Here is a 13,288-nt window from a genome sequence, read left to right as displayed (position 1 = left end):
ATGGCTCATCACGGCGAACATCATTATAACTTAGACCAGAAATTTGATTTTTCTGCGTCTATTAAGAAATCGATCATGACTGTTTTAGTCATTGGTGCGATTTTATTGGGAATAGGTATTGTCCTAGCCATGACTGGAGGACATCATGAAGAAGCGGGTGAAGCAGGTGGTCATGCATTTCACTGGTATGAAAGGCTATACGCGAATCTTTGGATTAACAACGTCTTCTTTACGGGCATTGCAATAGTTGGTGTCTTCTTTTTTGCGATTCAATTTGCAGCCCAGGCAGGTTGGTCTGCTCCGATTTTAAGAGTGATGCTTTCATTCGGAAACTGGCTTCCAATTGCCGGTGTCCTAATGATCGTGACTTTCTTTGTTGCTAATCATGATTTATTTCACTGGACTCATTCTTATCTTTTTGATAAAAATGATCCTCAGTATGATAAAATCATAGATGGTAAGGGAGCATTCTTCTACTGGCCAATGGAGAAGGGGACCTTCCCGGTGTTTTATGTCGGTAGAATGGTGATCTTCTTCCTATTCTGGGTCTTTTTCTTTAATAACTTTAAAAAGATTTCTGATCAGGAAGACCAGCTAGGTGGTACGTCTCATTGGTTTAAAATGAGAAGTTGGTCTGCATATTTCTTGGTTTTCTTTGCTGTATCATCTTCTATTTCAGCTTGGGATTGGGTTATGTCAATCGATACTCACTGGTTCTCTACGCTGTTTGGCTGGTATGTATTTGCCTCTTGGTTTGTTTCTGGCCTTTCTGCAATTACTCTACTTGTTCTTTTCTTAAGAGGTAAAGGATATTTGGAAATGGTTAATGAGAACCATGTGCACGATCTAGGAAAGTTTGTATTTGGTTTTTCAATTTTCTGGACTTACCTATGGTTTTCTCAATTTCTGCTTATCTATTATGCAAACATTCCTGAGGAGACTGTGTATTTCGTAGAAAGATTAACCAGTGATGTTTACAGTCCTTTCCTTTTTGTTAATCTCGGTCTAAACTTCTTCCTTCCTTTCCTAGTTCTTATGACTAGAGATGCCAAAAGGCATGGTGTTTTCCTTAAACTTGTATGTTCCATTCTTTTGGTGGGGCACTGGATAGATTTCTTCTTGATGGTTCAGCCTGGTACTCTTGGACATAATGGTGGAATTGGTTTAATGGAAGTGGGTATGTTCCTTGTTTACGGTTCAGCGGTGGCGTTGGTGGTGTTAGGAGGTCTGGCTAAGAAAAACTTGATTGCTAAAAATCACCCAATGCTTGAAGAAAGCTATAATCATCACATTTAATTAATTATCCGAAAAAACTAAGATATGTACGGATTTCTGATTGGAGTAGGGGTTCTTCTGTTGTTTTCCATCATTTGGATGGTCTACAGAATTCAGACCTTGGTATCGGTTGTTAAAGGTTCAGACAAGAAAATCGCTACAGGTAGCAATAAGGTTAATGCTATTCTGTTTGTAGTCTTCCTGTTGGGATCAGGTATTTTGATGTTTTGGTATTCCATCAAGGAATTCGATAATTATCAATTGCCAGTTGCTTCAGAGCATGGAGTTATTACAGATCAATTGTTCTGGATTACTATGGCGGTTACAGGTGTTGTCTTTTTGATTACGCATGTTCTGCTGTTTATTTTCCCATACAAATACCAGTATAAAGAAGACCGAAAGGCTACTTTCTATCCTGATAACAATAAGCTTGAAATTATCTGGACTGCTGTTCCGGGTGTTGTTCTGGCTGGCTTGGTTATTTCGGGTTGGATGGCTTGGTCTGATATCACAGCTCCTGCTCCTGAAAAGGCACATGTGGTTGAAATTATGGGTTATCAATTCGCGTGGGAAGTCAGATATCCTGGTAAAGACAATGTGTTAGGAGATTATGATTATAGATTGATCACTGCATCAAATTCTCATGGTGTAGATTTTACAGATAAAAATGCTTTAGATGATTTTCCTTCTCCCAAGGTTGTAATTCCTAAAGGCGAACCAGTTCTTTTCAAAATTAGAGCACGTGATGTTCTGCATTCAGTGTTTGCTCCTCATATGAGATTGAAAATGGATGCAGTACCAGGGATGCCTACTCGTTTTTGGTTTGTTCCTACCAAGACTACAGAGGAAATGAGAGCTGAGCTTAATGATCCTGAATTTGAATATGAAATCGCTTGTACAGAGATCTGTGGGCGTGGGCACTTCTCTATGAAGAAAGTGATTGAAGTGGTAGAGCCTGAGGCCTATCAAAAGTGGTTGGCGGAACAGAAATCTTTTATTCAGCAAAATCCTTTATTAGCAGAAGGTTTAAACTCTGTCGTAAAAGAACTTGCAGAAATTCAAATAAGCGACAATAAATAAAATTATAAGTTATGGCTACAGCGTCAGTTGCACATCATGACACCGCAGTTCACGATCACCATGATCATGAGCATCATGATAATTTTATAACGAAGTACATTTTCAGTACTGACCATAAAATGATCGGTAAGCAATTTTTGGTTACCGGTATTTTCTGGGCGATTATCGGAGGTTTTCTTTCCATCCTATTCAGACTCCAGCTTGGTTTTCCAGATATGAATTTGGAGTTCCTTAGACCTCTTTTAGGGGGGTGGATTGATGAGACTGGTAAACTCGATCCAACGTTTTACCTTGCATTGGTTACCATGCATGGTACCATCATGGTGTTCTTTGTTTTGACAGCAGGCCTTTCAGGTACCTTCTCCAATTTCTTGATTCCACTTCAAATCGGAGCTAGAGACATGGCTTCAGGATTTATGAACATGCTTTCATACTGGTTTTTCTTTGTATCGGGGGTTATCATGTTTATTTCCTTGTTTATCAAAACTGGACCTGCAGGTGGTGGTTGGGTTGTATATCCTCCTCTTTCTGCGCTTGAGCAAGCTATCCCTGGTTCTGGTCTGGGTATGACGCTCTGGTTGATATCAATGACATTCTTTATTGCGTCTTCTTTGTTAGGGGGTATCAATTACATTACCACTGTAATTAACCTCAGAACAAAAGGGATGTCATTCTCTAGATTGCCTTTGACAATTTGGGCTTTCTTTTTGACCGCTGTAATTGGTTTATTATCTTTTCCAGTTTTGTTCGCAGCAGCGCTATTGCTAGTTTTTGACAGAAGCTTTGGTACATCGTTCTATTTGTCTGATATCTATGTAGCTGGAGAGGCACTGCCGAATACAGGCGGAAGTCCAGTTCTATATCAGCACTTATTCTGGTTCCTAGGTCACCCTGAAGTATACATCGTATTGCTTCCGGCGCTTGGTATAACTTCAGAAGTTATTGCCACTAATTCTCGTAAGCCGATCTTTGGATATAAGGCTATGATTATTTCGATGTTAGGAATCACCATTCTTTCATTCATTGTATGGGCACACCACATGTTTGTGTCAGGGATGAATCCATTCCTTGGATCAATCTTCATGTTCCTAACCTTGATTATTGCAGTACCTTCTGCAGTAAAAGTGTTCAACTATCTTACTACGCTTTGGAGAGGTAACTTGATCTTTACTCCTGCAATGTTGTTCTCAATTGGTCTGGTTTCCTTCTTCATTTCAGGTGGTTTGACAGGTATATTTTTGGGTAACTCTGCAATTGACATTCAATTGCACGATACCTACTTTGTAGTAGCTCACTTCCACCTAGTAATGGGATCAGCCTCTTTCTTTGGACTTATGGCTGGTGTTTATCATTGGTTCCCTAAGATGTTTGGAAGAATGCTGGATGCAAGATTGGGCTATGTACACTTCTGGTTAACATTTGTGGGGGTATACATGGTATTCTTCCCTATGCACTACATTGGTATCGCAGGTTTCCCAAGAAGATATTATTCATGGACAAACTTTGAGTTTTCCAACATGTACACAGACTTGAACATGTTTGTTTCGGCTGCAGCTATTATCACCTTTGCTGCTCAGTTTATCTTCTTGTTCAACTTCTTCTACAGCATGTATAGAGGAAGAAAAGCTACACAAAACCCTTGGAGATCAACTACGCTGGAGTGGACCACTCCTCTTGAGCCTGGTCACGGTAACTGGCCTGGAGAAATTCCAACCGTTTATCGTTGGCCTTATGATTATTCCAAACCAGGTGCTGCTGAAGATTTCATTCCTCAAACTGTCCCACTTTCTCAGACCCCAGAGTCCAATCTTCCTCATGAACAGGAATTGGTAAAGCTTGAGCTAGAGATTATTAAGGATGAGGCTGATGTTCTGGTAGCAAATGAGTCTAAGCACTAAAAAATCTATAGACAGCTTTCGCCGTATTTCCCTGATTACGGTGATAGCTGTCTATTTCTTAATACTAGTAGGTGGGATAGTCAGGAGTACAGGCTCAGGAATGGGCTGCCCTGATTGGCCTAAATGTTTTGGGAGTGTGGTTCCACCGACAAGTGTGAATCAACTCCCAAAAAATTATCAAGAAATTTATCTCCAAAAGAGGCTCGCTAAAAACCAAAGGTTTGTAGCAACAATTGAAAAGTTGGGATTTAAAGAAACAGCCAAGCAAATAGCTGAAGATAAATCTATTCTGGTAAAGGAAGAGTTTAATCCTACTAAAACTTGGATTGAATACATCAACAGGTTAATAGGTGTTGTAATTGGTCTCCTTATTCTTTCCACTTTGTGGAAATCTTGGAATTTGAGATTTGTAGATAAATGGATCCCCCTTAATTCATTTATAGCACTTGTTCTTGTGTTATTCACAGGTTGGATTGGGTCCATTGTAGTTTCTACAAACTTGCTACCGTGGATGATCACAATTCATATGCTGCTCGCATTAGCTTTAGTTTCTTTGCTGATTTATGTGAATCACAGAGCTTCTAATCTTTTGAAATCCAACTATCACCCTGAAAGTATTCCCTCCAAAGTCAAAGTTGTTTTGCTGATAGGGATGTTTTTGATGGTGGTACAAATCGTTCTGGGTACGCAAGTTAGAGAGCAAATTGATCTCATTTCTACCGAATTAGGAGGCCTATTAAGAGAGGAATGGGTACAGAGAGCTGGTATCAACTTTATAATTCATCGTTCCTTTTCATTAGTACTTCTTGTGATACACGTGTTGTACTTCTTCTGGGCGTTTAAATTCACCAATAGAAATTCTTCAATAAACCAATGGAGTATTCTATTATTGACTGTGTTGATGGCTGAAATTGCTTCTGGAATTGCAATGGCCTATTTTGGAATTCCTGCTTTCCTTCAGCCGGTTCATTTGGTACTTGGTTCCACGATACTTGGAATACAATTAGTACTGCTTCTTAGATTAAAAAATCTCAACCAAGTTAAGTTAACTATCATTTGAAAATGCCTACGGTTAATGTAGCTGATCATTCACTTTCCTCCTTGATCCTTACAAGGATCAAAGCCTATTCTGATCTCATAAAATTGAGACTTTCGGCTTTGGTCACTTTTTCTGCGGTATTTGGATTTATTTTAGGAGATAGAGGTGTTAGTTTTGGATGGGCTGGGTTTCTTGGCCTTGCTTTGGGAGGATTTCTTATTTCTGGTGCTTCTGGAGCTGCAAATGAAATCATGGAGAGGGATTTGGATAAGTTGATGAAACGTACCCAAAATCGACCTCTTCCCTTGCAAATAATTTCTCTCCAAGAAGCCTATTGGTTCACCTCATTGGTGGCACTGTTGGGTATTTTCCTTCTTTGGTTTTTTACCAATCCTCTTACCACTTGGTTGGGTATTCTCAGCATGGTGCTTTATGTTTTTGCTTATACCCCTTTAAAACGAGTCGGTCCCATAGCAGTATTCGTAGGTGCTATTCCTGGTGCCATGCCTCCTTTATTGGGTTGGACTGCTGCTACTGGAGAAATCACTTATGAAGCTTTAATTATTTTTGGTATTCAATTCATTTGGCAATTCCCTCATTTTTGGGCGATCGCATGGGTGAGTGATGAGGATTATAAGCGGGCTGGTTTTAAACTTTTGCCCAGTGGTGGAGGTCAAGACCTCAATACAGCTATTCAAATCATGATTTATACTTTGTTTCTCCTTCCCTTGGGCTTACTTCCAAGTTATTTTGGATTGACCGGACTAAACTCCGGGATTGTAGCGACTATTTGTGGAGTTTTGTTTCTGGCGCAGACCTTTTCTCTGATGAGAGATTGCTCTAGAAAATCAGCTTTAAAAATCATGTTTGGTTCTTTTCTTTATCTGCCTATAGTTCAGATTGCCTATTTATTAGACAAAATGCCTTAAATCATGGAGAAAGAATTAAAATATATAAATATAGTAGAACAGCCTATCAGCATGCACCCAAAGAAGTTTGCTCTTTGGCTGTTCATGGTCACTGTGGTGATGATCTTTGCCGCTTTGACAAGTGCTTACATTGTAAGGCAAGCCGAAGGCAATTGGCTTGAGTATGAACTTCCTGAAATATTTTGGATTACTTCAGGAATTGTAGTCCTGAGTTCCATTTCTTTACAGTGGTCTTACTTTTCTGCAAAGAAGGACAATTTCATTGCTCTTCGTGTAGGAATGTTGACTACTGTGATTCTTGGAATTGCATTTCTTGTAGGACAGTGGTACAGTTGGGTCGCTTTGGTTGATCGAGATGTTTTTTTCGTGGGAAATCCTGCAGGTTCTTTCCTTTATGTTTTTACGGGATTGCATGCTGTTCACCTGATCAGCGGTGTGATATTTCTGATTATTGTGCTAATTTCGACCTTCAGACTAAAGGTGCATTCCAAAGCATTAAATACAATGGAAATGGCAACTACTTATTGGCATTTCCTTGGTGGGTTGTGGCTTTATCTGTTTATGTTCTTGCTGTTGAATCATTAAAATAAAACCTGGTACTAATTAATTACTTATGTCTGCGCATTCTACTGCTATTGGAGTAAGCTCGAAAAGAGGCGTTTGGGGTGGAGGTAATGAACCCCTGAAAGCTAGTTATGGAAAACTCATGATGTGGTTTTTCCTGCTCTCCGACATTTTCACTTTTGCTGCATTTCTGATTAGCTATTTGGCAATTCGTGTCAGCTATCCTTCTTATGCTGGTCCGGCAGAAAGTTTTGTGGGTTCTAATGAGTACTGGCCTATTCCGGAATTGGTTTTTGAGGCTGTTCCGTTCCTTCATGGTGTTCATGCTCCTCTTGTTTTTGTGGGTATCATGACCTTCATATTGATTGCAAGCTCCGTTACCATGGTACTTGCAGTTGAAGCAGGACACAGAAATGACCGAGGTGACGTAGTAAAATGGATGCTTTGGACCCTGCTTGGTGGTATTACCTTTTTGAGCTGTCAGGCTTGGGAATGGTCCCACTTTATCCATGGTACTGATGCTGGTTCTGTCCTCACCTATGTTAACGGTTTGGGACAAAATGTGACGGAAACCGTTTTTGGAGCCAATCTTATGGTAAATGAATATGGTCCTTCTGCCTTTGCCCAATTATTCTTCTTCATTACCGGATTCCATGGATTTCACGTTACTATCGGTGTCTTTTTGCTGTTCCTATGCTTCTATCAGGCTGCTGTTGGAGTTTATGACAAAAGAGGACATTACGAAATGGTAGAGAAAATTGGACTCTATTGGCACTTCGTTGACCTTGTTTGGGTATTCGTATTTACTTTATTCTATTTGATCTAAGCCTTCAACCTCATTGAAATATGGAAATTCAAGACACTAAATCTACACTTCAAGTAGAGCCTAGAAACGAGGAAAAAATCAAGAAAATCTGGAAAACTGCAGGTATCCTGTTGGCGATCACAGTTGCAGAATTTATCATGGCTTTTACCATGGACAGAGGGATCATTCTTTATGCGCTCTTTATCATTCTGACTATTTGGAAGGCTAAATACATCATGATGGAATTTATGCACCTTGGTGATGAGGTAAAGCCGCTTTTCTATTCCATCATCGTTCCGTTGATTTTCTTAGTATGGTTGGTAATTGCTCTTATCAAAGAAGGTTCTGATATCTTCTTGATGAGATGGTAATATTTAAAATTGACAGATAATAAAAGTAGGTTGGAGTGAATCACTTCAACCTACTTTTTTGTTAAATAGGCATTATGCGAGGATTAAGATTATTGCAGGGAATGGTACTGGTTTGTATCCTTTTGATTCCTGTCTTGATATTTATGTTTCTGAGGGGATTTGGGAAAAATGAGTACGATCTCCCGGTTTTTTTCGAAAAGGGTGTAGACAATCCCTTTTTGGAATGTCCTATCGGAGATACCACCCAACACTTTATACCTGATTTTACTTTTACCAACCAAGAAGGAAAGGCAGTTGGAAGGAAAGAAATGGAAGGGAAAGTAACCATTGTTGATTTTTTCTTTACTTCCTGTCCCAGCATCTGCCCTGTCATGTCAAGAGAAATGGAGCGAGTGAATGACATGTTTAGAGATGAACCCAATGTGCAAATCATGTCTATCAGTATTGATCCTGAGTACGATACTCCAGAGATTTTGAAGTCCTATGCAGATGAACACAATGCCATTACAGGTAAATGGCATTTTCTCACTGGCCCAAAAGATCTTACCTATCAGCTTGCCAGATGTGGTTTTGTTTTACCAACTTTGGATGGAAATGGAGTTCCAGATGATTTTGTCCACAGTGATAAATTTATCCTAGTCGATGAATTGGGTAGAATTAGAGGGTATTATTCCGGAACAAATCGTGAGGATGTCGATTTACTAATGTTAGAAACAAAAGTCTTATTGTATGGCAAAGGCAACTAGTCCCAATGCACTTCCAAAAGAAGAAAAGGTCCAAAATTGGATCGTATTCATTTCTGTTCTTATTCCACTCGCAGTGGCAGTTCTATTATTTATGCCAGCTAAAATCACTTCTTTGGGTGATTGGGTGTTTTTTCTTCCTCACTTGAATGCCGTAATTAACACTGCTGCTTCATTGGCACTGATACTTGCTATTGTTTTTGTGAAACAAAAAAAATACAAGCTTCATGGTGCCACCATGAGTGTGGCTTTTGTACTAGGCGCAATTTTCTTGGTTTCCTATGTAATCTACCATGCTTCTGCTGAAAGTACTTCCTTTGGTGGAGAAGGCCTGATCAGTTATGTCTACTATTTCCTGTTGATTACCCATATACTCTTTGCAGCAATTGCGCTTTTTCCTATCCTCTTTGCATATTACTATGGCTATACTGATCAAAGAGAAAAGCATCGAAAAATTGTCAAGTTTGCATATCCAATTTGGCTTTATGTTTCCGTGACAGGCGTTGTAGTCTACCTGATGATATCTCCCTATTATACACATTGATTTCTACTTGCCTTTTTAAAAAGTAAACCATGAAAGTAAAATCATTTATTCTCCTGCTGATTTTGTTCGCAATCCGGATTTCCTCTTATGCGCAATGTGCGATGTGCAGAGCTTCTGTAGAAAATAACGTGAGCAATGGAGAAACTACCATCGGTGCAGGACTTAACAATGGGATTTTATATCTCTTTGTTATGCCGTATTTGATGGCGGCGGTGATTGGGTTTTTCTGGTATCGAACTGCCAAGAAAAAGAAAGCTAAATTGTCTGTGAGATAATTGATTCCAGAGCAAAGTTTGATACCAGACTTTGCTTTTTTATTTTTAGGCACTATGAAGCTTCCTCTACGCACGCTGGTGATTCTCTCCAGTGTCATTATTCTCTTTATTGCTCTGATATTAAATTTTTTCGTTTTTCAGAAAAGTCAGGAAGAGGAATACCTCGAAGCCATTGAGACTCGGGTTCAAGAAATCGACAAGAGATTTGATGAGGATTACATTCAGGTTTTGATGGATATCCGTCCCGAAGACTCCCTTAGTTTTTCACGGATCAGCAGTAAGGTCTATTCTTACCCACTTTTTATTCTGGATGATCAAAAAAACTTACTCTATTGGTCAGATTACACCCTGAGTTTTGATTTTTCCAATCTTGACTTGAACAAGGAGTTTCAATTGATCGAAGATCCATTTGGTACCCTACTGATCAAAAATCGGAAAATCAAACGCAACTCATCCGAATATCTCCTTGTGCATGCTTACCGGCTGATTTGGCCTGGTGTGATTGAGAATGATTACATCAAAACCGGCCCAAATCCGGAGATTTTCGGGAATGACCGTTTCCAGATTTTCTCCAATCCCGACGAAGGAAATTACCAAATCAAAACCAAATCAGGTCAAGCTCTATTTGGTATCAATTTCCAATTGGGATTTGAATCAGTGGGCAGGGTTTCCAATACTCCGCTGTTGATTTTTATCTGTTCGGTCTTTTTGCTGTACTTCCTGTTTAGCTTTGATTTCCTGAGGAAGAAATGGAATAAAGGTTACCCATGGCAAACCATCGGTTACGGAATGGTAATCCTTGTTTTTATCCGCGTTGGAATGCTGCTCCTGGGCTTTCCGGGAGATTTTTTCGAGTTTTCCTTATTTGATCCCACGCATTATGCCAGTTCATGGATGAATCCCAGTTTGGGAGATTTAGTATTAAATACAGTTTGTGCTGTCTTTATCTTGGGTTTGGTCATATACCAACTCGCCTCAAAGCCCTCCATGGAGAAGGCAAAGGCTTGGGCTGAAAAGCTCCGGATTCCTCAGGCTAGTATTTTGGTTTACTTGGTTTCAACCTTGTTTTTCGGATTGATATGGTTTCTGCCACGAGATCTGATTTTTAATTCCCAATGGATTTTGGATATCCGATCCATCCCATCATTCGATTGGTTCAAAGGCTTTAGTTTTTTGATTTTGTTTTTGTGGGGCGCAGCTTACGTGCTTTTGAGTTTGACACTGTTTAGCCTCTTGCTCCATGTCAAAAGAGAAAAAAGTATTCTCTATCGACAGTTGGTGGTACTAGCTGTTCCAGTTGTTTTCGGGTTGTTTTTGGTTGGTTTCTGGGTAGGACTCGCAGCATCCATTCATTTTGCTTTCCTTTTTTCCATCATCAGGTTTGAATTGTTTCAGAATGTCTTCCGCCTTGGATTGGATACTTTCTTGACTTTTTTCTATGCCTGTTTGATTACTGCGATCATTTCAGGTATTAGCACTTTTCAGACTGAGCGTGAGCGACTCATTCAGTCAAAAGTGAATTACGCCAACCAGAACCTCATTGAAAATGATGTCATGACAGAATTCTTCTTGGATGATATTTTTTCAAGGCTTAAAACGGATCTTTTTATCCAAAATCGTCTGGTAGATCCTTTACTTTCAAAGGAACCTATCGAAACTAAAATCAGAAAAATCTATTTGGATAACTACTTTGACCAGTTTGAAGTAGTGATCCGGATTTTTTCATCAAATGGAGCCCAAATCCTTGGTCCCTCTGAAGGATCTGATCTTCGGGCTTTGCGGCAATCCTTTGTAAAAAGCGATTACGCTACCGGTGTTAGAGACTTGTACTTTATCCGTGGAAAAGAGTCTAGTCTCAGTAATAAGTTTGTGGCATTTATTCCTGTGGTTCGGGACAGTAATTTATTGGGGACTATCTACCTCGAGCTCATTCAGTTGAGAATCCAGCCCGGCAGTGTGTATCCCAAATTATTGCTGGATAAGAAGTACGCTGAAAAGCTTGATCCCATCACCTTTGATTATGCATTGTTTAGAGAAGGTGATTTGGTTCGTAGTTCGGGTACTTTCAACTATTTCCAAGAAGAATTTCAAAATCAGCTCGAGCGTGAACAACTCTTTACTTCCGGAATTGTCAGCTTGGGATTTCACCATTTTGGCATTCGCAATGGAAGCGAGGTCATTATTATCTCTTCTCCTACGCTCTCAGTTTCCCAGTTTTTCGGAAACATCTCTCTGTTTTTTGTAGCTTTTGTATTTCTGACCTTCATGGCTATTCTGATCAATACCCTGTTCAAAGGCTATGAAAAATTCGAATTTAACTACTCGACTAAGCTTCAACTGTACCTCAATTTTGCCTTTTTCTTTCCCATCATTATCATTTCCATCATCACGATTGGATTGCTTGCGGGAAGTTATCGGGATGACCTCAATAGGCAATACATTCAGAAAGCTTCCTTGATTCAAAGCAATCTGGTGTCGTTTTTCAGCTCTCAGGGAGCCAATGGACTTGACCGTGATTTGCTCAATGAAGAAGTGAATTCCTTGGCCAATACCATTGCAAGCGACATTCACCTATACTCTAAAGATGGCTTGTTGGAAGCTTCGAATAGAAGCAACATTTTTGAAAAGAAAATACTGGCTCCTCAGATCAATCCTCAAGCACTTGCAGGAATCAAGGAGAAAAACCTTTCTCAGGTTTTGGTAGAAGAGCAACTCGGAAAGTTGAGATACCAAAGTGTTTACCTTGCTGTGCCTTCCCAATTGGATCAATCTGTAGTTGCGATTTTAGCAGTTCCTTTTTTTGAGTCAGAAGCAGAATTGAATTCGTTGATTTCGGATGTGCTGAGCAATATTTTCAATGCCTTTGTGGTCATATTCATTCTCTTCCTGATTGTTTCTTCTTTTGTTTCTAAAAACCTTACCCTTCCTTTCAAGCTGCTTACCCAAAAGCTGAAGGCTACCAATCTCGAAAATAACGAACCGATGTATTGGGCATCAAAGGATGAAATCGGGCTTTTGGTCAATGAATACAACAACATGCTCTACAAGCTGGAGGCTAGTAAGAAGGTCCTTGCTTCTACTGAAAAGGAATCCGCCTGGAAAGAAATGGCAAAACAGGTAGCCCATGAAATCAAAAATCCCCTTACACCGATGAAACTTACGCTTCAGCATTTGCTGAGGCTGGGTCATGAAGGAAAGCTGGAGGATCAAGATAAATTGAAAAAATCTCTGGAGACACTCATTCATCAAGTGGATGCGTTGAGTGGTATTGCTTCTTCCTTTTCTACGTTTGCTAAAATGCCGCTGCCAAAAAATGAGCCGATGAACTTTAAGTTGGTTCTGAATAAGGTGCTGGACCTATTTACCAATGACAAGCGGGTAAAACTTGAGTTTCAGGATGATTCCTATACCGAAGATATTCCGATCATGGGGGACGATAAGCTGTTTGGAAGGGTGATCTCCAATTTGATTATCAACGGGATCCAGGCTGTTGAGCCAGGTAAACTCCCGCAGATTAAAATTTGGCTATGGATGACGGACCAGGCGGTGTTTTTGGAAATCAATGATAACGGAAAGGGCATTGCTCCAGAGCTCAAGGACAAAATTTTCATTCCCAATTTCAGCACCAAAAGCCAAGGTTCTGGCTTAGGACTAGCCATCGCTAAAAGCGGTGTGGAGACTGCAGGTGGAAAAATCTGGTTTGAAACCGAACTTGGAAAAGGCACCACCTTTTACCTCACTTTTCCACTTATTCAATAATTTGGG

12 protein-coding genes are annotated in these 13,288 nt (G+C 39.9%); all 12 read left to right on the top strand.

What is annotated here, in order from left to right; genetic code table 11:
- The 12 genes from ACFPIK_RS13290 to ACFPIK_RS13235 all read left to right on the top strand — a co-directional run bounded on the left by ACFPIK_RS13290 (position 1) and on the right by ACFPIK_RS13235 (position 13,282).
- Positions 1 to 1,296, top strand: a complete 1,296-nt coding sequence (locus tag ACFPIK_RS13290) for a quinol:cytochrome C oxidoreductase (RefSeq protein ID WP_377916061.1) — start codon at positions 1 to 3, stop codon at positions 1,294 to 1,296.
- A gap of 24 nt (positions 1,297 to 1,320) precedes the next feature.
- Positions 1,321 to 2,355, top strand: coding sequence for a cytochrome c oxidase subunit II (locus ACFPIK_RS13285; RefSeq protein ID WP_377916059.1), 1,035 nt, complete (start codon positions 1,321 to 1,323; stop codon positions 2,353 to 2,355).
- Between the two features lie 11 nt (positions 2,356 to 2,366).
- Positions 2,367 to 4,253: a cytochrome c oxidase subunit I gene (locus ACFPIK_RS13280; protein ID WP_377916057.1), complete on the top strand. Its 1,887-nt coding sequence runs from the start codon at positions 2,367 to 2,369 to the stop codon at positions 4,251 to 4,253.
- A complete protein-coding gene (locus tag ACFPIK_RS13275; protein WP_377916055.1) occupies positions 4,237 to 5,313 on the top strand; it encodes a COX15/CtaA family protein in 1,077 nt (358 codons plus the stop codon). The genes ACFPIK_RS13280 and ACFPIK_RS13275 overlap by 17 nt, the downstream gene beginning before the upstream one ends.
- A 2-nt stretch (positions 5,314 to 5,315) precedes the next feature.
- Positions 5,316 to 6,221 (top strand): heme o synthase, encoded by a 906-nt coding sequence (gene cyoE, locus ACFPIK_RS13270; protein ID WP_377916053.1) that lies wholly within the window; start codon positions 5,316 to 5,318, stop codon positions 6,219 to 6,221.
- Positions 6,222 to 6,224: 3 nt separating this feature from the next.
- Complete coding sequence (locus ACFPIK_RS13265) at positions 6,225 to 6,806, top strand: cytochrome c oxidase subunit 3 (RefSeq protein WP_377916051.1); 582 nt, start codon at positions 6,225 to 6,227, stop codon at positions 6,804 to 6,806.
- Positions 6,807 to 6,834: 28 nt separating this feature from the next.
- Complete coding sequence (locus tag ACFPIK_RS13260) at positions 6,835 to 7,611, top strand: cytochrome c oxidase subunit 3 (protein ID WP_377916049.1); 777 nt, start codon at positions 6,835 to 6,837, stop codon at positions 7,609 to 7,611.
- Between the two features lie 20 nt (positions 7,612 to 7,631).
- The gene (locus ACFPIK_RS13255) at positions 7,632 to 7,961 is read left to right on the top strand and encodes a cytochrome C oxidase subunit IV family protein (protein WP_377916047.1); all 330 of its coding nucleotides are present in this window, start codon (positions 7,632 to 7,634) and stop codon (positions 7,959 to 7,961) included.
- Between the two features lie 74 nt (positions 7,962 to 8,035).
- Positions 8,036 to 8,707, top strand: a complete 672-nt coding sequence (locus ACFPIK_RS13250; RefSeq protein WP_377916045.1) for an SCO family protein — start codon at positions 8,036 to 8,038, stop codon at positions 8,705 to 8,707.
- Positions 8,691 to 9,248: a DUF420 domain-containing protein gene (locus tag ACFPIK_RS13245; RefSeq protein ID WP_377916043.1), complete on the top strand. Its 558-nt coding sequence runs from the start codon at positions 8,691 to 8,693 to the stop codon at positions 9,246 to 9,248. Before ACFPIK_RS13250 ends, ACFPIK_RS13245 begins: the two co-directional genes overlap by 17 nt.
- A gap of 29 nt (positions 9,249 to 9,277) precedes the next feature.
- Positions 9,278 to 9,523: a hypothetical protein gene (locus ACFPIK_RS13240; RefSeq protein WP_377916041.1), complete on the top strand. Its 246-nt coding sequence runs from the start codon at positions 9,278 to 9,280 to the stop codon at positions 9,521 to 9,523.
- A 54-nt stretch (positions 9,524 to 9,577) separates the two neighbouring features.
- Complete coding sequence (locus tag ACFPIK_RS13235) at positions 9,578 to 13,282, top strand: ATP-binding protein (RefSeq protein WP_377916039.1); 3,705 nt, start codon at positions 9,578 to 9,580, stop codon at positions 13,280 to 13,282.
- Positions 13,283 to 13,288 lie beyond the last annotated feature (6 nt).

The organism is Algoriphagus aquatilis, from assembly GCF_042657405.1.
Classification (GTDB): Bacteria; Bacteroidota; Bacteroidia; order Cytophagales; family Cyclobacteriaceae; genus Algoriphagus; species Algoriphagus aquatilis.
Note: the sequence above shows the minus strand (reverse complement) of the source record. Positions and strands in the feature narration are given on the sequence as shown.

Bases quoted from the DNA above. Each gene is read 5' to 3' on its own strand.
- ACFPIK_RS13290 (WP_377916061.1), top strand. From the start codon at position 1: ATGGCTCATCACGGCGAACATCATTATAACTTAGACCAGAAATTTGAT.
- ACFPIK_RS13285 (WP_377916059.1), top strand. From the start codon at position 1,321: ATGTACGGATTTCTGATTGGAGTAGGGGTTCTTCTGTTGTTTTCCATC.
- ACFPIK_RS13280 (WP_377916057.1), top strand. From the start codon at position 2,367: ATGGCTACAGCGTCAGTTGCACATCATGACACCGCAGTTCACGATCAC.
- ACFPIK_RS13275 (WP_377916055.1), top strand. From the start codon at position 4,237: ATGAGTCTAAGCACTAAAAAATCTATAGACAGCTTTCGCCGTATTTCC.
- cyoE (WP_377916053.1), top strand. From the start codon at position 5,316: ATGCCTACGGTTAATGTAGCTGATCATTCACTTTCCTCCTTGATCCTT.
- ACFPIK_RS13265 (WP_377916051.1), top strand. From the start codon at position 6,225: ATGGAGAAAGAATTAAAATATATAAATATAGTAGAACAGCCTATCAGC.
- ACFPIK_RS13260 (WP_377916049.1), top strand. From the start codon at position 6,835: ATGTCTGCGCATTCTACTGCTATTGGAGTAAGCTCGAAAAGAGGCGTT.
- ACFPIK_RS13255 (WP_377916047.1), top strand. From the start codon at position 7,632: ATGGAAATTCAAGACACTAAATCTACACTTCAAGTAGAGCCTAGAAAC.
- ACFPIK_RS13250 (WP_377916045.1), top strand. From the start codon at position 8,036: ATGCGAGGATTAAGATTATTGCAGGGAATGGTACTGGTTTGTATCCTT.
- ACFPIK_RS13245 (WP_377916043.1), top strand. From the start codon at position 8,691: ATGGCAAAGGCAACTAGTCCCAATGCACTTCCAAAAGAAGAAAAGGTC.
- ACFPIK_RS13240 (WP_377916041.1), top strand. From the start codon at position 9,278: ATGAAAGTAAAATCATTTATTCTCCTGCTGATTTTGTTCGCAATCCGG.
- ACFPIK_RS13235 (WP_377916039.1), top strand. From the start codon at position 9,578: ATGAAGCTTCCTCTACGCACGCTGGTGATTCTCTCCAGTGTCATTATT.